We start from the raw sequence: 22,484 nt of genomic DNA on the forward strand, positions 1-22,484 counted from the left end.
TTTTGTTGCATAAGGGTTGCATAAATATACAAAGCGAGCGTTGGCGAAGCATGGATGCAACACCCCTTGAGCCGCGAGACAAGCCACAGGTATTGCCCATGCGAAGCGCCCTGTCGGGCACAACTGATGCTCCCTTCGGTCGCTATTAAGGACGCTGGAGCGGTATATTTATACAAGCCAATGAATATTTATAACTTTTTGCAGTAGAATCAATCATCGATTTAGGAGAAGGAAATGTCAGTTACAGGAATAGATTTGGGTTCCAGAACGGTAAAAATAATTGAAATGGATGGTCAAGAGATTATTAATCATAGCCTTTATGATACAGTATTCTTTTACCGGAATTGCGGGAGAATAGCAGACGGAGAAATGAGGGTTGATTTAGCCGGACTGGGCTTTAGCCAGGAGCGAATAATCGCTACCGGTTATGGTAAGATCAGTGTAAAAATAGCGGGAGCGGAACAAATTCCTGAGATTCAGGCCCATGTTTATGGGGCCCTGTGGCAGAGCGGCCTCCAGGATTTTACCCTCCTGGATATCGGAGGACAGGATACCAAGGTAGTACAAGTGAGGCAAGGGCAGATGCTTGACTTTTTAACCAATGACCGCTGTGCTGCCAGCTCGGGGCGCTATCTGGAGAATATGGCTGCGGTGCTGGGTATGAGCCTGGAAGAATTGTCTTCTTTTAGTGAGGAAGCGGTAGAATTGAATGCTACCTGTGCAATCTTTGGAGAAACCGAGTTAATAGCTCGGATTGTCGAAGGACACCCCGTCTCCCATCTGGCTGCCGGTGTAAACTACAGCCTTTATCGCCGGGTTTCCGCCATGCTCAATCGCCTGCGCAGCAAGAACATAATTCTGGCCGGCGGCGGAGCCTTGAATTCTGCCCTGGCCAAAATAATAGTCCGAGAGACCGGGTCTGAAGTCTACCAACTGCCCCAGCCTCAGTACAATGGAGCTATTGGTTGTTGTGCCTGGGCCTGGAGGTAGATATTGATGCTTATGGGGAAGATATCAACAAGAGTAATTCCTGCTCTTAAAATCAAAATTTTAATAAGTGGAGGTTAACTAATGGAAAGACCCCAAAACAGAGGCAATGACCAAATGCGTACAGTAAGAATTATTCCTGGTTTTCAAAAATACCCGGACGGTTCAGTACTTATTGAAGCTGGTGATACCCGGGTAATGTGCTCGGCCATGATGGAGGAAAAGGTCCCTCCCTTTCTTCGCGGCAAAGGTAGTGGCTGGGTTACGGCCGAGTATTCCTTGTTGCCCTCTTCAACCGAAACCCGGACGCAACGAGAGGCCAGTAAAGGGAAGATTAGCGGGCGGACTTCGGAAATCCAGAGGTTGATCGGTAGGTCGCTACGGGCAGTAGTGGATATGCCGGCTATGGGTGAACGCACCCTGTGGATAGATTGTGATGTCTTGCAGGCAGATGGGGGAACTAGAACTGCAGCCATTACCGGAAGCTTTGTAGCTCTTTACCTGGCTTTTAAGAAGTTCAAGGAACAGGGGATTATTGAGACTATTCCGGTAAAAGATTTTGTAGCGGCTATAAGTGTTGGTATTATCGATGGTACGCCGATTCTGGACCTGGAGTATATTGAAGACTCCCAGGCCGATGTTGATATGAATGTAGTAATGACCGGGAACGGCGATTTTATAGAAATTCAGGGAACGGCTGAAGGAACCGTTTTCAGCCGGGCAGAACTGGACCAACTGCTGGAACTGGCGGGAAAAGGCATTCAGGAACTCATTGCTTTACAAAAGACTATATTGGGAGTTTAGAGAAATGCCAAGAGAATTGTTGCTGGCTACCAGAAATCGCAAGAAGAAACTGGAACTACAGGAGATTCTTCGTGAGCTAAATCTGAATATTCTTACCCTGGAGGAACTACCCTACCTGGCCGAGGTAGAGGAAGACGGTAATTCTTTTGCGGAAAATGCCATAAAAAAAGCGGTACTTACAGCCAAGGCCAGCGGGAAAATATGTTTGGCGGATGATTCGGGACTGGTAGTTGATGCCCTGGGGGGACAGCCGGGGATATATTCGGCGCGCTTTGCCGGTGAATTGGCCAGTGATGAAGAGAACAACCAGAAGTTGCTTAAGCTGATGGAAATGATAGAGGAAGACAAGAGGACGGCGAGATTCGTTTGCGTTATTGCCCTGAGTGATGCTCAGGGAAATGTGGAAACGGTGGAAGGAATATGTGAAGGGAGAATAGCTCTGGCGACAGCAGGAAAAGGAGGATTTGGCTATGATCCTCTTTTTATACCCCAGGGTTATACCCAGAGCTTTGCTGAGCTGCCATCAGCGACTAAGAACCTTATAAGTCACCGGGGGAAGGCTTTAGAGCAAGCCCGCCCGCTGATAGAAAGATTATTTTTGGGTAGTACTTGAAAAACCTTGCAGGGATTTATAGCCCGTCCCGTTACTACAATTATAGCTTCAAACGCGGAAATGACTCCTGTTTAAAGCAGCAGGCCTTATCTGTATTAATCCATCCTTTCCGTAATATTTTCCACCAGACCTTTTGAATAAGTCTTGATAATTTGAATTAACTACCTGGCAGCTAAGGGGGAATTCTTTTGAAAATCGCTGTTATAGGTGATACCCACGGCAGGATTGAAAAAATCTGCCGGGAATTAAAACTGGTAAAAGCGGATCAAATCTTCTTTACCGGGGATTTCTTAAGCGATGCTAAAAGAATAGCTCATCATCTGGGGGGAGTTATGCTGCATGCTGTAGCTGGCAATTGTGATTTCTATGAATCCGGCCCGGCCGAGCGCATATTGGATTTAGAGGGAAAGCGCTTTTATATGGTTCATGGGCATCAATACGGGGTAAAAATCAGCGTAAATTCTCTTTATTACAGGGGTTTGGAGCTGGGTGCCGATGTGGTTTTATTTGGCCATACCCATATTCCTTTCTGTAAGCAAATCGAAGGTATCTGGTTGATTAACCCAGGAAGCCCTTCCCGCCCCCGCCTAGATAAAAAAGGTAGTTATGTTTTGCTTTACCTGGAAAAAGGGAAAATCGAGGTTGCTATTGAATACATTTAATAGACCGGGAGTATGCAACAGGATTTTTAGTTGCTTTCGAAGCACTTGTCATTAGAACCCTGGTAAGTCATACAGGCTACATGTTTATGTAGCAAGTGGTAAAAGGGGTGAATGGCTGTGTCAGATCTAACAGTTAATGAGATTACCAGTATACTTGAGGGTTTGATTGAAAATCCCTATATGTTCTATGTGATTGTTGACAGTGATGGAATAATTAGCTCCATTAACCAAACCTACCTGGATATTCTGGAGATGAAGAAAGAAGATGTCGTAGGAAGGAATATTCTGGATATAACCCCTAGTTCAGGGTTACCTGAGGTTTTGCGAACCGGTCGTATGGACAAGGCGGACATTTGGACAGTAAAGGGAAGGGATACCATAGTAACCAGGGTGCCGATTATTAAGAACGGGAAAATAATCGGGGCTATTGCCAGTAGCCTTTTTTTGGACATGTCCGGGGCCAAGATTCTTATGAAAAAACTGCAGGAAACGGAGAAGGAATTCACCGCTATTCTGGAGGGTTTGATAGAAAGTCCTCATATGGCCTATGTAATTGTTGATAAAGAAGGTTATATTACGGTAATGAACCAGACCTTTTTGGATATTTTGGAGATGAAAAAAGAGGAGGTAATAGGCAAATATGTACTGGAAATCCTGCCTCATTCCAAGATGATAGAAATACTGAAAACCGGCAGGGTGGATAAAGCAGATATATGGCCTATCCGAGGCCAGGATACCATAGTTACCCGTACCCCCATCATAAAGCATGGCAAGATAATAGGAGCTATCGGACACAGCCTGTTCCTGGATATGTCCGGGGCTAAAATCCTGGCCAAGAAACTGCAGGAAACGGAGAAGGAATTAAGCCTTTACCGGGATGAGGTAAGTCAGATATATAGTGCCAGGTGGATCTTTGACGATTTGGTTGGTTGCAGTCAGGAGTTCCTGGCGGTAAAGTCCATGGCCCGGCAACTTTCTTACAGCATATCTACGATTCTCATTACCGGAGAAAGCGGTACCGGCAAGGAACTCTTTGCCCAGGCCATTCATAATGGCAGTGAAAGGAAAAATTGGCCTTTTGTAAGAATAAATTGTGCCGCCTTGCCCGAAAATTTGCTGGAGTCAGAGCTTTTTGGCTATGAAGAAGGAGCCTTTACCGGGGCTAGAAAGGGTGGGAAACCGGGAAAATTTGAACTGGCCAAGGGGGGGACTATTTTCCTCGATGAAATCGGCGATATGCCCTTGACCATGCAGACCAAGCTCTTAACAGTTTTACAGGAAAAAGTGGTGGAAAGGGTGGGAGGAACCACCCCAATAGCTATTAATGTCCGCGTAATCGCCGCCACCAACCGCGACCTGGAAAAAATGGTGGAAAATCAGGAGTTTCGTGAGGATCTATATTATCGCCTCAATGTTGTAGGATTGAATATACCCCCTTTGAGAAGGCGAATGGATGATATTCCCCTTTTGGTTAATGATTTGATTCATAGAATAAACCAGTGTTTGAAAACCGATATTTCCGGGATTGAGCCAGAAGCGATAGATTTACTGCAGGAATATTCCTGGCCCGGCAATGTACGGGAACTGGAGAACCTGCTGGAAAGGGCCATAAATTTGGCACTAATGCACGGCGAGCAGTTAATCCGGATGGAGCATTTTCCTTCTCTGAATCAGAAAAACAAGGATAAGAAATTTGCTAAAATCGAGATACTGGATGACGGGCAGAGCAGTCTTCCCCAGCTTATCGAGAAGATAGAAAAACAGATGATAATCCAGTATTTGCAGGAAAGTGGGGGAAACAAACAGCAAACCGCCAAGATGCTGGGCATTCACAGTTCCGCTTTGTACCGTAAATTGAGTAAATACGGCCTGGAATAGCTCCGGCTACTCTTCTTCCCTGACCTCTATAGCCCTCACTCGCTACTTTTCTAATTATTCCCCCATGGAGCGAAGACTCAATAGCGACCTGCAAGGGTGAAGCGACCGACGACCAATAATCCATTCCTCCTCACTTTTCTCACTAACCCCCCATGAGCGCAGCCTTTAATAGTTGCACCCGAAGGGTCAACATCCTTCAGAATCAAAACCCTATTTACTTGTTACCTCTCACTCCTCATATCAGTTTATCTTTCCGTTACTCTCCTATTTTAGGAAAGGGCTGATAAGATACGGGTAGTATGTACTTTTTTGCACATGGCCTGCAACGGCTTTCCTATTATCGAAAAATATAAACGATACATTGGTCTTGTGAATAAAAGGGCTGCCATCTGAACTAAAGGATTGGCGGCTTTTCTCTTACCCAGGGAGAGCAGCGCTTTTTTGGCATACTTCTTGCTTATTTGTATAGTAGAGCGCCACCTGTTGGGAAGCAGAGCGGATTGTTGGTAAAGAGTAAAAAAAGAGAGAAGAGAGAAGAGAGAAGAGAGAAAAAAGGATATTGGGGGAAAAAAGTAAAGGGGGGAATTGCACATGATAGACAAAAAAGCTTTTGCAGGTACAAATCTTATAGTAGATGATAGCTATCTTCAAGAACTGGAAAAGATGAACTTTCCCGTAGTGAAAAGCCAGTTGCTTTCAATGGAGGATTTCAATGAGGAGATACGCCAGGGCCTCATAGCTTCTGAAGACAAGAAAGATTTAGCAGCAATCTACCTTGAAGAGCTGGAGCTTATGGAATTTCCGGTAATCAAAACCCAGCGCTTGAGCCTGGAGGAATTCAACGAAGAGCTTAGAAAAGGAATAGTAGAAGATAGTAGCGCTGTAGAGGCGGATTTTGTAGCCAAGGGAATTAAGGTAAAAAATCTGGCCCTGGTCAGCTAAATTACCATCATGTTTAATGCTTCCCCAGCAGGTTTGTTGACAGATTATACTTAATGAGGAAGTGTAGTTTGAGAAAAAGAAGGAGGCCCGCAATGCGGGCCTCCTTCTTTTTAATACTTGGAAAATTTGTTTGGATAGAAATTGCTTTTATTCTTATAGCATGATTATTAGAATAAGGTTTTGCTCACTGCAATCAAGGAGGAAATTATAAATAAATGTCAAAGATATTAATAAGCACTTTTTTACTCATTTTCTAGCAGTATTTCAGCTTTTTTAATATCTTTTAAAGGAAATAACTTATCCTTGTCGAAGCTATTTTAGGATACTTAGGATACTTTGGATTAAGGGGTAATGTATGCGGGAATATATAATCTATGTATTATTGATATTTTTACCAATAGGATCAATAATGGCTTATTTTTTAAGAAGAGAAGGATTGGGAAAAAGAAACATGGCTATTATTCTCACTCTTTCTTTGCTTATTATAATTACCTTTCCCATTACGGTAGTGCGATTGGGTATATTAAGTTCTTTTCTAAGTTATATTTTGCTTATTGTAGTTATTACTCGTTATTTGTTAGCTAACGAAGGAGAATTTGCTCCCCAGTCGAAAGGCAGGTTGGTTACCGGTCCTGAACTGGAAAAGCTTATGGAGACTATTGAGACCAGGTTGGATAGCGATTTATCAGGTCTACGAGTGGAAGCCTTTGAAAATCTGGAAGGGGATTCAGTACCTACCGGCTTGATTGAAGGAGTACCGGAAGCTGCGCTAGTCTTGGAATCAACTGTGACGACAGAAGAAATGAGAGAGGAAGAGTTTGCTGCGGCAGAGCTGCTTGAAGAAGATAGTGGGGAACTTGCAGTCAAGCCAGTAGTTACTGAGGAAGAGAGCGAAGCAGAAACTTTGCACTTCGCAATTGATGAATCAAGATCGCTGGATGCAGAAATCGAGGTAGAGACTACTGCTCTTGAAGAAAAAGCCATAGATGGTGTGGGCTCTATAGAAGAAGAGGTAATATTGGAAGAAATAGACATAATGGCAGAACTTGAGCTGGCGGATACGGGCGGAAAAGGAATAGATTTGCTGGTGGAAGAGCTCGAAGAAGAAGGTGAAGAGGTCGAAGAAAGCTTAGAGGCGGAAGAAGGGGCAGAAGAAGAAAAAGAAGAAATAGTAGAAGAGATAGAAGAAGTGGTAGAAGAAAGAGAAGAAACAGCAGAAGGGACAGAAACGGAAGATAGGATAGAAGCAAAGATAGAACCTGCAGAGTACGATAATGACTTGCCTGATGATGGGGCAGAGAAGATAATAGAGAAACTGGACGAGGATATAAGCATAGAGTCTGTAGAAAATCTGGCCGAGAAGACCATAGAAGAGTTGGCTGATGAAGGAGAATCTATCCTCGATGAGGAAGCTGCAAACGAGGAAGTTGTGGGAGTCCTTGAAGCAGCGGCGGTAGCAGAGCCGGTGGAAGAGGCAGCCTGGATGGAAGAACAGGATTTACCGGTAGCCGTCCACGATGAAGAGCCAATGAAAATTGAACAAGCGGATACTTTTAAGGAAGAAGATACTCTTATTATGAACAATGCTAATGCCAGAATACTTGAATTGATTGAACAGGGATTCTTACATAAAGAAGCGGCGAATTTACCGGAAGCTGCGGCTTGCTTCGAGGAAGCATGGGATATTACTATGGATGACGAATTGAAGAGGAATTTGAGTATAGAGTTGCTAAATATTTATCAGTTTATTGACGAAAACCAACTATAACGAGGTGTAATATTTCCCCCGCTATGCGGCCGGGTTTCTATTAACAAAACAGGCGGCGAGTTCTAATCCCTTGCACTCATTGCAGCGGTGTGTTGAAACTGCTCCGCAGTTTCTTACGATGCTTAAATCCCTTGCTTTGGATACAACCTGGTGAAGGCGAGTAAGCGTATATTGTAAATAAGTGTTTCTGGGCCGTTTTTATTTAAAAATACAAAATTCGAGGGTAGACTGATATAATAAGATGCAACAATAATAGGCAGGGGAATAGTAAAAATATTGAATCGGAGCGGAATACAGCAAGTTTTCCCGGGTAATGCGGGTATTGATGCAGGCTTAACCGGGAATGGAACTCGGGATATTACATGAAGGGAGCAGGAACTATGAAGAAGACCCAGGAGATTATTGGTTTGCCTGTTTTTGCGATACTAGACGGCAAAAAGATTGGGCAGGTTAAGGATCTGGTCATTAACCCCGAAGAGGGAAAAGTGGATTTTATTTTAGTTAGCAATCGAAACTGGTATGATGGTGCCCGTGTTCTGGGCTACAAGTCGGTAATGGGTATTGGTGAACACGCAGTTACAACGGAGAGTGAAAACCTGCTAACTACAATTAATGAAACAGCCAATGCCAATAAGCTTCTGGAGCGCCATATTGAGCTAAAGGGAAACCGGGTATTAACTAACAAGGGTAACTTAATTGGCGTAATAAGTGAGTATATAGTGGATGAAGATACCGGAGCCATTGCCTGCTTGGAATTTAGGACCGCGGAAGACGAGTCCAAGATTGAGATTATTGATGCTAAGCAAGTAATGACATATGGGGTTGATGTTATTGTTATAAAACATGAAGAGAGCACTGAAGTCTCATTGCAGCAAAAAGCAGTTGAAGCTGAAAAGCTGGTTTCTCCTGTCGCCGTTACTGCAGTGACCTCCTCCGAACCAACTCCGCTGGCTACTCCTACCGCTTCTCCTTCAGCAGGAAGCAGTGATGGAGCAGCTTTTTTTAAGCAGAAGCAGCGGCAGTTTTTACTAGGGAAAAAGCTTATCCAGGACATAAAAGACGCTATTGGCAATGTTCTGATTGCTCAGGAGACAGTGATTACTGAAGAAATTTTGGATTTGGCAGAAAGAAATAACAGGTTTATTGAGCTTACACAATGTGCGAGGTAGATTGAATATTGGGGAGAATAGCTATGACGGATGCTGGCAAACTTTGGCTTAAGGTCATTTCAATGGCAGTGATAGCAATAAGTGCATCACTGCTTATTGTTTCCTTTGCCCTCGCCGCACGGGACCAAGACTATTATCCATCAAATCTCTGGCTGGGGGGGATATCCCTGGCGGATATGAGTAAAGAGGAAGCTTATGCTCTGCTACAATCAGAATTGGCGTCCAACCTGGGTGATAAACTAAGCTTGGTAGTAGGGAAGCAGGAAATCTCCCTGCCTATGGAAGAAATAGGAATTAGCTATGATGTTGCCGCCAGCTTGGATAAAATAGAAGAGGAACTCTTCCCAGGCCAGGGGGTGGCAACCCTGGTCAAGCACAGTGTAGCAAGAGGACAGAGGCAGGAGATTAAACCGGCATTATCCTGGAGTAAAAAAGCCATATTAGAAAAAATATTGCAGATAAAACGAGATTATGACCAACCGGCGATTGATGCCAGGATTGTCTATAACCACGACTTTCTTGAGTACCGGGCCCATCAGAATGGCTATTCGATTAATGTGAATGCAAGTATGAATCATATATCAGATGCACTGGGAAAAGGAATACTGGGGCCTATCGAAATTATTGCAACTGAGGTACATCCGCGCGTAAAGATTGAAGACATTGAAACCGTCAAAGATGTCATTGCTGTAAGTGCCAGGAGAATTGACCATGTGAGCCAGGAAACATCTGCTTTGCTGGAGAAGCTAAACGGTCTAATAATAATGCATGGCGAAAAATTGGATTTACCGACTATTATGGACTCTGGGCGCGAAGCAGCAATGGATGTTGGCAGTGAAACCAAAGCCCAGATTAAGGGGGCTATCGTTCAGGCTTGCCTACAGGCCGGTATGCAGGAGAAAGATAAGCAATCAGTAATGGAGAATAAGCTGCAGTATCCGTTGCTTTTGACTACCAGTATGAGTGAACATACTCTTCTGGTAAAGATATATGGATGCCAGACAGAACTCGGCAAGGAGATTACGCTGCTAAGCGAACGGGAAGATGTATACCCAGAAGTACAGATTAAGCTTAATCATCGTCTTTCACCACAGCAAAGAATAATTCAGCAGGAAGGGAAAAAAGGATTCATTCTGCGGAATTACCGGGTAGTTACCAGCGGAGGAAAAGTGGTGGAAAAAAGTCTTCTATCCGAGGAGCTTACTCCAGCTTCTGATACCATAATAGTAGTAGGCCCTGGAAACACAAGAAAATAGAATTAAGTAGTATGTATAATTACTAATAAGGGCATCAATAGTAAAAGGAGGGGAAATGAATGGAAGAACTGGGCCAGCAGGTTAAAATGGAGCTTTTGCGTACCCTTCTCTGGGTCTTGTTGTCTTTGGCTGTGGGTATGTCTATATTCTATTTTGTATTATAGGAAAGAGTAAAGAAATTTGGTAGGATAGCTTCATACTTATGGCTATCCTTTTTTTTAGAGGGCAGAGTCTGTAGGGAAAATTTTACTTGACAGAAAACAAAAAGCTGTTTATCATACGATTAGATACCCATGGGGGGGTATAAAGAATGGACAAGAATAAAGAAAAAACCCGCAAAAACATCCTGGTTCGCTTAAGGCGCATCGAAGGGCAGGTGCGGGGAATACAACGCATGATGGAAGAAGAAGCGGATTGTATGGATATTCTCACCCAGATTTCCGCGGTTAAATCGGCCATCAATCAAGTTGGTATTATTGTTTTCGAAAAACACGCTCAGGAATGCATTGTTAAAGCCATGGACGAAGAAAGACAGGAAGAAAACCTGAAAGAGATTGTTAATATGATGGGAAGACTTATTAAGTAAGATAATGCTAGGAGGGATAATATGGCAGATATCAAGATATTCAACCAGGATAATTGGGAGAAAGAAGTAATGCAGTCTGATTTGCCGGTTCTGGTTGACTTTTGGGCTCCCTGGTGCGGGCCCTGCAAGATGGTGGGACCGGTGGTAGAAAGCCTGGCCGCCGAGAATGCAGGCAAGATTAATATTGGCAAAGTTAATGTTGACGAGAATCAGGACCTGGCAGCTCGTTTCGGTATCAGGGGTATACCCACCCTGGCCTTTTTCCAGGGCGGCTCAGAAGTAAAAAGAATTGTTGGCGCTCAGAATAAAGCACAATTACAAAAAGCCATTGATGAAGTAAGCGGAAGCTAAAGGCAAAAAGGCCACCTCTACTTATGGGGGTGGCTGTTTTTTTATTTTCTGCAGGAAATCCCGAATATTCTGCTCATAGCCGTTTTTTCCCGGTTCGTACAGGGTAATCCCCTCAATCTCCTGGGGGAGATATTCCTGTTTTACATAACCTCCATAATCATGAGGGTACTTATAGCCTTTACCTTTACCCAATGATGCCGACTGTGAATGAGAGCTATCGGCGATATGGGGTGGAACAATAATCCGGGGAGTGTTTTGCACTGTGTTAATTGCCTTATCAATAGCCATTTTGCTGCTGTTGCTTTTGGGGGCGGTAGCCAGGTATATGGTAGCCTCGGCCAGGGGAATACGGGCTTCGGGCATCCCTACGAACTCCAGGGCCCTGGCGGTAGAAGCAGCTAGAGTAAGGGCATAGGGGTCGGCCAGTCCGATATCTTCTGCGGCATGGACGATAAGCCGGCGCGCAATAAACTTGGGATCTTCCCCTCCTTCCAGCATTACAGCCAGCCAGAATAGTGCGGCATCCGGGTCGGAGCCCCGTATGCTTTTAATAAAGGCGGAAATAGTATCATAATGGTAATCTCCGCTACGGTCATACTTGAGGATTAGGCGCCCGGTGACTTTCTCCAGCAGTTCAGGGGTAATCCTTAGACTACCGTCTTTACTGCTATAGGAATTATGCAGAGTATCCAGGATATTAAGGGCGGTACGGGCATCCCCTTGCGCTGCTTGCACAATCATGACCATACTCTGCTCATCAATACTTATATTATGCTTTCCCAGGCCTCGTTCCGGGTCAGCCAGGGCCTGTTCGACAATACGGCGGAGACTGTTGGCGTTTAGAGCTTCCATAATATAAAGCTTCATGCGGGACAATAGCGCATTGTTTATTTCATAGAGGGGGTTTTCCGTTGTAGCCCCGATTAAAATCAGGGTGCCGTCTTCAACATAAGGCAGTAGTACATCCTGCTGGGACTTGTTAAAACGGTGAATCTCATCAACAAAGATGATGCTCGATTGTTGATAATATTTAAGGTGATCGGCGGCATCGGCAGCAATTTTGCGTATTTCGCCAACACCAGAACTTACGGCTTTAATGGCGGCATAATGAGAGGAGGTAGTTCTGGCAATGATATGAGCAATGGTGGTTTTGCCGCTGCCGGGAGGACCATAGAGAACAAAAGACTGCAGGCGGTCATTTTCTATAGCCTGGTGCAAGGGAGAATCCGGCCCGATAATATGCTCTTGACCTACAACTTCATCAAGGCTGCGAGGGCGCATACGCCAGGCCAAAGGGGCATGGGCATCAAATTTTTTCTCATCGGCGAGCGAAAATAAATCCATACTTTTCTCCTCATATTCTCAATAGTTTCAGGTAAACTTAAGCCCATTATAGAATAAATGTTCTGCCCTGCCAAGATAGCAGATCATTTATAACGAGGTGAAATATGTCCCCCGCTTCTTTAAGCGGCTGGGTTCCTATTAAGAAAACAGGCGGGGGTCCTAATCCCTCCCATCTTGTTGTAGCGGTGTGTTGAAACTCCGCAGTTTATTCCGATACTTAAATGTTAAAGGGACTGAAGACGACTGAAAAGGGTATAATAGTAGAAATTACTTAGGGAGACGGTAGAGTGAAGGTTGCAGTATTGATGAGCGGAGGTATAGATAGTACAGTTTCTGCTTTGCTATTGCGGGAGCAGGGATATGAAGTCACCGGATTAACCATGGTTCACCTGGAGCGGGAAGCCGGGGAAAAAGCCGCCCGGATTGCTAATGAACTGCAAATAGAGCATAAGGTGGTGGATCTGCGGGAGCCTTTTCAGTCAGCCGTGGTGGATTATTTTTGTAGGGAATATGAACAGGGCCATACCCCCAATCCATGTGTAAAATGCAACGAAGAGATTAAGTTTGGCTTGCTGTTAAAGGCCGCGCTGGATTTGGGAGCCGATAAAGTGGCCAGCGGTCATTATGCTCGCATCGATTATGATGACAAGAGTCAATGTTACCGCCTTATGAAAGGCGTAGATCCTCGTAAAGACCAGAGCTACTTTCTTTATCGCTTAAAGCAGCAGCAGTTATCCAGGCTCATCTTTCCCCTGGGTGGATATAGGAAAGAAGAAGTGCGAGAGATGGCCCGCCGCTATCATCTACAGCTGGCAGAGGAAAAAGAAAGCCAGGAAGTATGCTTTATACCTGGGGATTACCGGGAATTCATCCGCCCGCATGTAAGCTATAAAGAAGGTAGTTTCCTGGACCGGACGGGAAAGATACTGGGAAGGCACCGCGGCATTCCCTTTTACACCATTGGCCAGCGCCGGGGATTGGCGGTAAGTGCCGGGCGTCCGCTTTATGTGCTCAAAATTGATCCTGAAAAAAACCAGATTCTGCTGGGGGAGAATGAAGTACTATTCAGCAAGTTGCTTCGCTTTAAACAGAATCATTTTATCTGCTCCCAAGATTTTGAGCTACTCATCAAGGTTAAGGCCAAAATTCGTTATGCGGCCAGGGAGTCAGAAGCTATCTTGCACTGTATCGAGGATGATATCTGGGAACTGGTTTTTGATGAGGCCCAGCGGGCCGCAACACCTGGACAAAGTGTAGTCTATTACCAGGGAGATTATGTTTTAGGCGGGGGGACAATTTATTAAGTTCTTCAGGCCAAAGGGGGCAAATGATTGAAAACGCGCAACATTCAGCACTTACCTGTTTTTTTAGCCTCCCGGGCAGAAGTGGTTGCGGTGGTGCAAAAGGCGGTTATTGGGGATGATTTTGGACTTCTGTATCTGGTGGTCAAAGGGGAAGATGGTAAAGCCGGGCTTATCTTTCGCGATGATTTTGACTTAACTCTGGATGCAGTAAAGATCTGGGATTTGCACTGTATTAAATCCTATGCCTATGGGGAAGAATTATCAGTATACGAAAAAAAGCTGGGAGATACCGTATTTGACCGGCAGGGCAAAGAACTAGGGATAGTCTCCGATTTTATTCTCTCCCCGACAGAAAAACAGGTTCAGGGCCTGGAGATTTCCTCTGGGACCATTAACGATATTTTAAAGGGAAGAAGAGAATTGTCCCTGCAGGAGGTTTCCTGGAAGAGTGTCAAGAGCGGAGTTCTGGCTGGTGAAGGGAGCCAAGAGGAATGATTATCAAGTGTCCGGTCTGCGGTGGTTTGCAGGTTGGCCGGGTAGGTAGTGATCAATATTATTGCTGGAATTGCTTTCTGGAATTTAATTTCCGCAAAGGTATGCTCAACCTTTATGAAGTGGCTGAAGATGGGACCCTGGTAGCTATGGAAAGCTCTTCCCAGCTTATCTAGCAATTTAAAGGGAGGCCAAAAAATGCTGCCCGCCAGTAGTAAGATATATCGATATTTCTTCTTTATTGTGGTGGTCCTGGCCACCATTTATTTTTTATTCCTGGTCAGAGAAGTCTTACTCACCTTTTTTTTGGGGGCCGTTCTGGCTTATTTACTCTTTCGCCCCATATCCTTTTTGGAAAGAAAGGGGTTAAAAAGGGTTTGGGCGATTTTGCTCCTCTACCTGCTGCTGTTGACGGTCTTTTCTCTATTCTTTTCCCTGGCTGTACCGGCCATGGTTGTGGAATTAAACCAGATGGCAGGGATACTGCCCGATTATGCGGATCAGGCGCGGAATATGGCCAAAAGCATAGACGGGATGGAATTAGGCAAGCTGACGCCTGTATTAAAAGAAAACCTTAACCAGATAGAAAATAAGCTCTTTGAGGGCCTGAAGAATTTTTTGGGCGGTTTTTATAGTTTTTTGGGAAAATTTCTGGCCCTGGCTTTTTCCCCAATTCTGGCCTTTTATATAATTAATGACTGGGAAAAAATACGCGATTCTTTCTTAGGCCTTTTCTCCCCTTCCTTCCGCCGGGAGATTAAAGCCGTTCTGGATAAGATAGATGAAGCTTTGATTGAATTTCTTAAAGGGCACCTGATAATTGCCACTTTTGTAGGTATCTTTACCGGAACTGCCGCCGCTTTACTGGGGGTTAAATTCCCCCTCTTGATTGGCTTGGTAGCCGGTGTAGCTGATTTAGTTCCCTATTTTGGCGCTTTTTTGGGCGGCTTTTTTGCGATACTTATCGCCCTTTCCGAATCTTTACAACTCTCACTATACATGGGACTGGCGGTTGTTATTATCCAACAAGTAGAGAGTAATATTATAACTCCCCGGATCATGGGAGGTAAGTTAGGTATGCATCCTCTTCTTATTGTCTTTGCTCTGCTGGCCGGAGGTAAGCTGATGGGCATATGGGGTATGCTCCTGGCCGTGCCCCTGGCTGCTGCTCTGAAGGTTGTCATCCAGTGGGCTTTCTTAAAGATGGTAGAAAGCTAGTAGGAGTGGATAATCATTTTTCGCTGTGTTCTCTGGGCATGAAAGCTTTTAGCGGGAATAATTCTTTGGCCGGCAGCCCCAGCAAGTTGACAAAGGAGATTTTCTACAAGAAAATAGATTAACAATCTTTATTTGTTGAAAAGAGGAGGAAATACTGTGTGGAGCAGTGCAGAAATCCGGAAAACCTTTCTGGAATATTTTGAAGAAAGAGGGCATAGCGTGGTGGAAAGCTCCTCGCTAGTGCCGGTCAATGACCCCACTCTCTTGTTTACCAATGCCGGCATGAATCAGTTCAAGGATGTTTTCCTGGGACTGGATAAACGCAAATATGTTCGGGCTACCAGCTCCCAGAAGTGCGTTCGGGCAGGAGGGAAACATAATGATCTGGATACCGTAGGGCGAACCCCGCGGCATCACACCTTTTTTGAAATGCTGGGTAACTTTTCTTTCGGTGATTACTTTAAACGCGAGGCTATTGGCTATGCCTGGGAATTCCTTACCGAGGTGGTCGGACTTCCTGAGGAAAAACTCTGGGTAACTATATACCAGGATGATGATGAGGCGGCTGATTTATGGCCGGAAATAAGCGGGATTGACCCCGGGCGAATTGTCAGGTTGGGGGAAAAGGATAATTTTTGGAGCATGGGGGATACCGGTCCCTGTGGTCCCTGCAGCGAAATACTCTATGACCGGGGAATTGAGTATTCCTGCGGAGCTCCCGACTGTGGCATCGGGGTTTGCGATTGTGACCGCTGGCTGGAAATCTGGAACCTGGTCTTTATGCAGTTTAACCGGGATGAAAGCGGCGAGATGACTCCGCTGCCCCGCCCCAGTATTGATACCGGCATGGGCTTGGAAAGATTGAGTTCAATTTTACAGGGAGTGGACAGCAATTTTGATACGGATTTATTTATCCCCATTATTAAAAGGATTGAAGAACTGACCGGAAAAGCCTATGAGCAGGGGGAAAGAGGTTTTCCCTTCCGCGTAATTGCTGACCACAGCCGGGCCTGCAGTTTTTTGATTGCCGATGGTGTGCTTCCCAGTAATGATGGACGGGGTTATGTTCTGCGCCGAATATTGCGCCGTGCCTTGCGTTTTGGACGATTCCTGGGCATTGAGGGCTCTTTCCTCTATAAAAATGTGGATGTGGTCTGTGACATAATGCAAGAAGCTTATCCCGAGTTGCTGGAAAAACAGGATTTTATCAAAGAAGTAATTCGTTTGGAAGAAGAACGATTTCTGCTTACCTTGAATGATGGTTTGAAAAAAGCGGAAGAAATAATGGAGCGGGCGCGGCAGCGGGGTGATAATGTAATTCCGGGAGAAGAAGCGTTTATGCTTTATGATACATATGGCTTTCCTTTGGATTTAACTGAAGATATGGCGGAAGAAAACCAATTCACGCTGGACAAAGCGGGTTTTGACCGGAGTATGGAAGAGCAGCGTCAACGGGCGCGGCAGGCCAACAAAGGGGAAGATTTACTAGGACAGGAGCGCCTGTTGTCGGAAAAACTTGCGGGCATCGCCCCCAGCAGCTTTACCGGTTACGAAAATAGCAGGGATGAGTCCGTGCTCCTGGCCATTATTAAAGGCAGCGAACTGATGGATAAAGCGCTTAATGGCGAAGAAGTGATTTTAATTACGGCCCGAACTCCTTTTTATGCGGAGAGCGGGGGACAGGTAGCGGACTGTGGTATTATAAAGGGACAGGAAGGATTACTACGGGTGCAGGATGTCAAGAAGCTCAGTGCCTGGATTCTCCATTATGGAATAGTGGAGGGGGTCCTAACAACTGGTGAAGGGGTTAGTTTGCAGCTGGATGACCCGGCCCGGATGGATACGGCCAGAAACCATACTGCCACTCATCTTTTGCACCGGGCCCTGCGTGAAGTGCTGGGGGAACACGCCCAGCAGAAAGGTTCGCTGGTTGAACCCGCCCGCCTGCGCTTTGATTTTTCTCACCTCAAGGCTCTAAGTAGTGAAGAACTTTCCCGGATTGAGCAGATGGTAAATGAGGCCATATGGAAGCTTTATCCCGTGACCACCACGGTAACCGCTCTGGGCCAGGCCCGGGAAATGGGGGCTATGGCCCTTTTCGGAGAAAAATATGGGGAAGAAGTAAGAGTGGTTCAGGTTGATACATACAGCAGCGAACTCTGCGGTGGTACTCATGTACAAAACACTGGCCAAATTGGTTTGTTTAAAATTACCGGAGAAGGAAGCATTGGCTCAGGACTGAGAAGAATTGAAGCCATAACCGGTAGCTATGCCCTGGAATATATCAAACAGCTGGAAGACGAGTTAAAAAAGGCGGCTTCCGCTTTGCGCAGCTCACCGCTGGAGCTGGCAAAAAGGATTGAAAATTTGAATAACTCACTGAAGGAAAAAGATAAAGAGATTGAAAACCTGCTGCAGCGTTTATCGCGTTCTTCCAGTGATGAACTGGTGAACAAGGCCTTCCAGTTAAATGATGCCTGGATCTTGATTGAAGAGGTGGATATTGAAGACCCGGGCAGCCTGCGCCAAAACGCCGAGATGCTGAAGGATAAGTTGGGCCGGGCTATAGTTATGTTGGCTTCAATAAAAGGGGAAAAAGTATCTTTTGTTTGTTTTGTGAGCAAAGATTTGCTGGAGCAGGGACTCCATGCCGGCAAGATAGTTGCTGCCGCCGCTCAAGTAGCTGGAGGCGGAGGTGGAGGGCGTCCAGATATGGCCCAGGCTGGAGGCAGGGACAAGAGCAAAATTTCTGAGGCTTTGGCCGAAGCCAGAAAAATGGTGAAAAAAACCTTATCCTAAAGCGCAGGAATTTGAGGGAGTAGTGGAGAAATTCTGGTTGAGGGAGGTGTTGACTATGCCTCAATTACCAGGTGAAACGGTTAGTTTCAAACTGGAAAGGGACGATGAGAATAAAGTTCGTGCCATATTGCATACGGTATACCAGGCTTTACAGGAGAAGGGATATAATCCGATCAATCAACTGGTGGGATATATGATTTCAGGGGAACCAGCATACATAACCAGTCATAGTGAGGCACGCAACTTGATATGCAAAGTAGATCGGGATGAAATAATGGAGGTTTTATTAAAAAGCTACCTGCAAAATAGCATGGGAAAAGGCGAGTAACCCATACGGGTATTGCCTGGCGCTATTTAGTTTGGTTTATCTATGGAAAAGAATGGCCCCGTGACTATGGAAACAGGAGGAATAAAAGGACTCTATGCGTATAATGGGGTTGGACCTTGGTGAAAAAAGAATCGGCATTGCCTTCAGTGATCCTATGGGATGGACGGCTCAAGGGCATTCGATTTTGCAGCGAAAAGGGCTGAAGAAAGATTTAAGCTATTTGCAAGAGCTGTGTCAGGAATTTCAGGTTGAGAAGATAGTATTGGGTCTTCCCCTCAACATGAATGGGACTATGGGGCCTAAAGCTCTGGAAACCCAGGAATTTGCCCGGGCCTTGCAGGAGGCATTAAAGATTCCGGTTGATTTCTGGGATGAACGCTTGAGCAGCAAGAGTGCGGAAAGAGTTCTTTTGGAAGCTGATCTTTCGCGCAAAAGGAGAAAAGAACTGATAGATAAAATAGCGGCAGTTCACATACTGCAGGCTTACCTGGACGGGGGTTCTTTGGGGAAGGATTATTAAAATTAATCTTTGCTGAGGAAGGATTTGACAACAGCCCCGGAAAACAATAGAATTACACTTATCTAATGAAAGAGGTGACTTTATGACCGAAGAATTTTTGGAGGAAGACTTTCCAATTTTGGTACTGGTTGATGAGGATGGAATAGAGCACCTGTTTGAGCTGCTGGCTGAATTGGAAATCGAGAATGATAAGTACCGGGTTCTTGTTCCTCTGGATGAAGAAGATGAGGAATATGATGAAGAAGACGGAGAAGTGGTTATTCTGAAAGTAATTATCGATGAGGAAGGCAATGAACTGTTGAGTGATATCGATGATGAAACAGAATGGGAAATGGTAGTTGAAGCCTGGCAGGAACTCGTGGATAGTGAAGAGCTTTAGTTTCGAAAAAAAAGGAGCCGCGAGGCTTCCTTTTTTTCTTTTGGGGATATAGTGGGGGGAAGGATTTTGGCCAGTGAGAGAGTAAAAACAAGCATATTCTTTAGCTTGATATTGTTGCTGGGAATAGCTTCAGCGGGAGCGATGTATTTTTTTCAGGTTTTTTATAAATCACCCTACTTTATGCCGGGGGTCAAGATTGCTTCTACAACGGTAGGGGGATACACTAATAAACAGGCTGCATCAAGACTGGAGCGGGATTTGGAGGACTGCAAAAAAACCCCTGTAATCTTTTATTACCAGGGATATAGTTTTGCCAGTAAACTGGAGGAATTAAGCTATCCTATAAACTATGAGGAAGCAGTTAATAAGGTCTGGCAACAGGAGCAGGAAAGAGATTGGCCCTCCAAGCTTACTAATCTGGATGGTTCCCGGGAAATTTTCTATCCGCTGAAACTGGAATACAAACCGGAGATTAAAGCCCAGATGATTGATGAGTGGAATAAGGTTCTGGGAGTGGCAGCGGAAGATGCCCGCCTGGAGATAGATAAGCAAAAGGGATTGGTATTAATTCCCGCCAGAAAAGGTCTGAAGGTAGATCCTGAGCAGACTTTTGCTAATCTTCCTCAAGAGTGGGGAGCAATGAAAGAAATAAAAATCCCTATCACCATGCAAGAGGAATGGCCGCAGGTGAAGGATGAGGATTTAAGCAATATGGGGGAACTATCCTCATTTTCCACCTGGTTTAATGTTAATGAAATAAACCGTTCCCATAATCTCTACCTGGCATCCTCGGCTATTAACACCTCTATGCTACCACCCGGCGAGATTTTCTCCTTTAACCGTCGGGTGGGGGAGAGAGTTATAGAGACTGGCTATCGTGATGCTATGGTGATTGTCAATGGAAAATTTGAGCCCGGTCTGGGAGGGGGCGTATGTCAGGTTTCATCGACCCTTTATAATACTGTTTTGCTGGCTGGATTGGAGATAGTGGAGAGGCACAATCATGCCCTGGCAGTGGCCTATGTTCCGGTGGGGCGGGATGCCACCGTAGTCTACGGATTGCAGGATTTTCGTTTTAAGAACAACAGCCCCTATCCGCTTTATATTAGGGCCTGGGCTCAGGCGGGCAAACTTACCATGACTATATATGGCAACCTGACGGAAAAAAGGAATATCAATTTATCTACTATTGTAGACCGGGTCATTCCGTTCAAAGAGATACGGGAAAACGACCCCAGCCTTAATCCAGGCCAGGAAAAGATTGACCATGCCGGTATTCAGGGCTATGTAGTCAGATCATTTCGCAATTATATGGATGATGAGGGCCGCTTGCTTAAAAGTGAGCAACTGGCATCAGATTATTACAAGCCCCTGGATAAGCTGATCTATGTAGGGCCAGGTATTAAGGTGGAATCACCGCCGGAGAATGTTGATAATCCTGAGAATCCCCCGAATGAAGTTGAGCCTGACCCGCTTGGCGACAGTACCGGCGAGGCAGCGCCACTGGTGGAACCCGGGCCCCCGGAAACTCCGAGCCCGCAGCCGGAGAATGGGGATGAGGGTACACCGCCCATCACAATATAGGAAATCGGAAGACAGAAGGCGGAAATCGGAGGACGGAAGACAGTATGACACGGGGACGGGGTTGTTGACACGAAAGCATTCTGTTTATCAATGAATCCACTGCAAAAACTTCTTTTGATGCAGAAGGGTTGTGCAAATATACAAAGCGAGCGTTGTCGAAGCATGGATGCAGCACCCTGCGGGTACTCCTGATGTTCCCTGCGGTCGCTATTAAGGACGCTGAGCGGAAGATTTATACAAGCCAATGAATTTTAATGACTTTTTGCGGTATAATCACTCATTATAATTGATGGGTGAAGGGCACGGGGTATAGATTAAAATTGCTGAAGAAAGTGGAGAGAAATGAGTGAAATAAAGTTGAGATTGGAGAAACCTAAAGTTGTAGCAATAATACTGGCGGTTCTATTTATAATATTGGCCGGAGTTTTCTTTACCGGACAAATGATTGCCCGCCAGTACCAACCGGTGGATCCTTCTGATAAAACTATGGTGGACATTGTAATTCCGGAAAAAACCGGTGCCAGGCAGGTGGCAGACTTGCTTTATTATGAGCGGTTGATACATAAGCAAAGTGTTTTTCTGGCCTACTGTCAGAAGAATGGTTATGATAGCAGCCTGAAGGCAGGTCACTATCGTTTTAGCCGCAGCCAGTCGCTGAAAGAGATTGTTGATGATCTTGTTCAGGGCCGGATAGTCAATATTTCTTTTACCATTCCCGAAGGTTATACCCTGGAACAAATTGGGCGACTGCTTATTAAGAAACAGCTTTGCAGTCAGGAAGAATGGAATATGAGTATAAGACAGGATTATGATTTTGCTTTTTTAAAAGCTCTTCCTTTAGAAAACGAGAACCGGCTGGAGGGTTTTTTATATCCGGAGACTTATTTTGTTCCCGAAGATTATAATTGCCAGCAGGTAATTGTGCTTATGCTAAACAATTTTGAGCAGGTATGGCAAAAGAAGTTTGCCGAGCAGGCCCAGGCTAAAAATTGGAGTGTTTACCATACCATCACTCTGGCCTCCCTAATAGAAAAAGAAGCTCAGGTGCCGGAAGAAAGAGCGATGATTGCGGGAGTGATACTAAATCGCTTGAATGCCGGTATGCTGTTGCAGATTGACGCCAGTGTACTCTATGCCCTGCAGAGGCATAAGGAGCTGGTCACCTACGCCGATTTGGAAGTAAACTCCCCGTATAATACCTACAAGTATGCCGGTTTGCCTCCGGGTCCAATTGCTTGCCCGGGCGAGGCTTCAATAAATGCCGCTCTTAATCCTAAGGAGCATTCTTATTATTATTATGTTGCCAAAGGAGACGGGAGTCATTTCTTTTCCCGGACTTATAGGGAACATCTGCAGGCGCAGGAAAAATATGGACAATAAGTAGTTGCAGTTATGCCGGGCTGGTAAGAAAAGTGAGGAGTGAGGGGTAAGTGGTGAGGGGTTTAAATTATTTCCTGCCCCCTCTTACTGTTCAAGAGCCTGCTCCTTCACGTTTCATCG

The 22,484-nt window shown here is 45.3% G+C and carries 22 protein-coding genes; 21 read left to right on the forward strand and 1 reads right to left on the reverse strand.

The window, feature by feature from the left end:
* Positions 1 to 234 precede the first annotated feature (234 nt).
* From SWOL_RS02300 to trxA, 11 genes are all read left to right on the forward strand, one after another.
* Entirely contained in the window at positions 235 to 990 is a 756-nt protein-coding gene (locus tag SWOL_RS02300) for an acyl-CoA dehydratase activase (RefSeq protein ID WP_011639895.1), read from the forward strand.
* 81 nt (positions 991 to 1,071) lie between these two features.
* Entirely contained in the window at positions 1,072 to 1,791 is a 720-nt protein-coding gene (rph, locus tag SWOL_RS02305; RefSeq protein ID WP_011639896.1) for a ribonuclease PH, read from the forward strand.
* A gap of 4 nt (positions 1,792 to 1,795) precedes the next feature.
* Positions 1,796 to 2,404, forward strand: a complete 609-nt coding sequence (locus SWOL_RS02310; protein WP_011639897.1) for an XTP/dITP diphosphatase — start codon at positions 1,796 to 1,798, stop codon at positions 2,402 to 2,404.
* Between the two features lie 188 nt (positions 2,405 to 2,592).
* Positions 2,593 to 3,066 (forward strand): metallophosphoesterase family protein, encoded by a 474-nt coding sequence (locus tag SWOL_RS02315; protein ID WP_011639898.1) that lies wholly within the window; start codon positions 2,593 to 2,595, stop codon positions 3,064 to 3,066.
* A gap of 111 nt (positions 3,067 to 3,177) precedes the next feature.
* Complete coding sequence (locus SWOL_RS02320; RefSeq protein WP_081424761.1) at positions 3,178 to 4,944, forward strand: sigma 54-interacting transcriptional regulator; 1,767 nt, start codon at positions 3,178 to 3,180, stop codon at positions 4,942 to 4,944.
* Between the two features lie 591 nt (positions 4,945 to 5,535).
* Positions 5,536 to 5,886: a hypothetical protein gene (locus tag SWOL_RS02325; protein WP_011639900.1), complete on the forward strand. Its 351-nt coding sequence runs from the start codon at positions 5,536 to 5,538 to the stop codon at positions 5,884 to 5,886.
* Between the two features lie 355 nt (positions 5,887 to 6,241).
* Entirely contained in the window at positions 6,242 to 7,654 is a 1,413-nt protein-coding gene (locus tag SWOL_RS02330) for a hypothetical protein (protein WP_011639901.1), read from the forward strand.
* A gap of 380 nt (positions 7,655 to 8,034) precedes the next feature.
* Positions 8,035 to 8,823, forward strand: a complete 789-nt coding sequence (locus SWOL_RS02335) for a PRC-barrel domain-containing protein (protein ID WP_155814110.1) — start codon at positions 8,035 to 8,037, stop codon at positions 8,821 to 8,823.
* Positions 8,824 to 8,846: 23 nt separating this feature from the next.
* A complete protein-coding gene (locus SWOL_RS02340) occupies positions 8,847 to 10,079 on the forward strand; it encodes a peptidoglycan binding domain-containing protein (RefSeq protein ID WP_011639903.1) in 1,233 nt (410 codons plus the stop codon).
* A 310-nt stretch (positions 10,080 to 10,389) separates the two neighbouring features.
* Entirely contained in the window at positions 10,390 to 10,665 is a 276-nt protein-coding gene (locus tag SWOL_RS02345) for a metal-sensitive transcriptional regulator (RefSeq protein ID WP_011639904.1), read from the forward strand.
* Positions 10,666 to 10,686: 21 nt separating this feature from the next.
* Positions 10,687 to 11,016 (forward strand): thioredoxin, encoded by a 330-nt coding sequence (gene trxA, locus SWOL_RS02350; RefSeq protein ID WP_011639905.1) that lies wholly within the window; start codon positions 10,687 to 10,689, stop codon positions 11,014 to 11,016.
* A 21-nt stretch (positions 11,017 to 11,037) separates the two neighbouring features.
* Here trxA and SWOL_RS02355 read toward each other — a convergent pair whose 3' ends face one another.
* Entirely contained in the window at positions 11,038 to 12,360 is a 1,323-nt protein-coding gene (locus SWOL_RS02355) for a replication-associated recombination protein A (RefSeq protein WP_011639906.1), read from the reverse strand.
* 287 nt (positions 12,361 to 12,647) lie between these two features.
* Here SWOL_RS02355 and mnmA point away from each other — a divergent pair, with 287 nt between their 5' ends.
* The 10 genes from mnmA to mltG all read left to right on the forward strand — a co-directional run bounded on the left by mnmA (position 12,648) and on the right by mltG (position 22,364).
* The gene (mnmA, locus tag SWOL_RS02360) at positions 12,648 to 13,664 is read left to right on the forward strand and encodes a tRNA 2-thiouridine(34) synthase MnmA (protein WP_011639907.1); all 1,017 of its coding nucleotides are present in this window, start codon (positions 12,648 to 12,650) and stop codon (positions 13,662 to 13,664) included.
* Positions 13,665 to 13,691: 27 nt separating this feature from the next.
* Complete coding sequence (locus SWOL_RS02365; RefSeq protein WP_011639908.1) at positions 13,692 to 14,159, forward strand: PRC-barrel domain-containing protein; 468 nt, start codon at positions 13,692 to 13,694, stop codon at positions 14,157 to 14,159.
* Entirely contained in the window at positions 14,156 to 14,332 is a 177-nt protein-coding gene (locus tag SWOL_RS14180; RefSeq protein ID WP_011639909.1) for a hypothetical protein, read from the forward strand. Before SWOL_RS02365 ends, SWOL_RS14180 begins: the two co-directional genes overlap by 4 nt.
* A gap of 22 nt (positions 14,333 to 14,354) precedes the next feature.
* The gene (locus SWOL_RS02370) at positions 14,355 to 15,374 is read left to right on the forward strand and encodes an AI-2E family transporter (RefSeq protein ID WP_011639910.1); all 1,020 of its coding nucleotides are present in this window, start codon (positions 14,355 to 14,357) and stop codon (positions 15,372 to 15,374) included.
* A gap of 156 nt (positions 15,375 to 15,530) precedes the next feature.
* The gene (gene alaS / locus SWOL_RS02375) at positions 15,531 to 18,173 is read left to right on the forward strand and encodes an alanine--tRNA ligase (protein WP_011639911.1); all 2,643 of its coding nucleotides are present in this window, start codon (positions 15,531 to 15,533) and stop codon (positions 18,171 to 18,173) included.
* Between the two features lie 55 nt (positions 18,174 to 18,228).
* A complete protein-coding gene (locus SWOL_RS02380; protein ID WP_011639912.1) occupies positions 18,229 to 18,501 on the forward strand; it encodes an IreB family regulatory phosphoprotein in 273 nt (90 codons plus the stop codon).
* A 94-nt stretch (positions 18,502 to 18,595) separates the two neighbouring features.
* Positions 18,596 to 19,021 carry a Holliday junction resolvase RuvX gene (gene ruvX / locus SWOL_RS02385; protein WP_011639913.1) on the forward strand — a complete coding sequence of 142 codons (426 nt, stop codon included), beginning with the start codon at positions 18,596 to 18,598 and terminating at the stop codon, positions 19,019 to 19,021.
* An 82-nt stretch (positions 19,022 to 19,103) separates the two neighbouring features.
* Positions 19,104 to 19,400 carry a DUF1292 domain-containing protein gene (locus tag SWOL_RS02390; RefSeq protein ID WP_011639914.1) on the forward strand — a complete coding sequence of 99 codons (297 nt, stop codon included), beginning with the start codon at positions 19,104 to 19,106 and terminating at the stop codon, positions 19,398 to 19,400.
* A gap of 66 nt (positions 19,401 to 19,466) precedes the next feature.
* Complete coding sequence (locus SWOL_RS02395; protein ID WP_041427290.1) at positions 19,467 to 20,984, forward strand: VanW family protein; 1,518 nt, start codon at positions 19,467 to 19,469, stop codon at positions 20,982 to 20,984.
* Between the two features lie 342 nt (positions 20,985 to 21,326).
* Positions 21,327 to 22,364: an endolytic transglycosylase MltG gene (gene mltG, locus SWOL_RS02400; RefSeq protein ID WP_011639916.1), complete on the forward strand. Its 1,038-nt coding sequence runs from the start codon at positions 21,327 to 21,329 to the stop codon at positions 22,362 to 22,364.
* Positions 22,365 to 22,484 lie beyond the last annotated feature (120 nt).

Origin of the sequence: Syntrophomonas wolfei subsp. wolfei str. Goettingen G311, assembly GCF_000014725.1 — a bacterium.
In the GTDB taxonomy this organism is placed as follows: Bacteria; Bacillota; Syntrophomonadia; order Syntrophomonadales; family Syntrophomonadaceae; genus Syntrophomonas; species Syntrophomonas wolfei.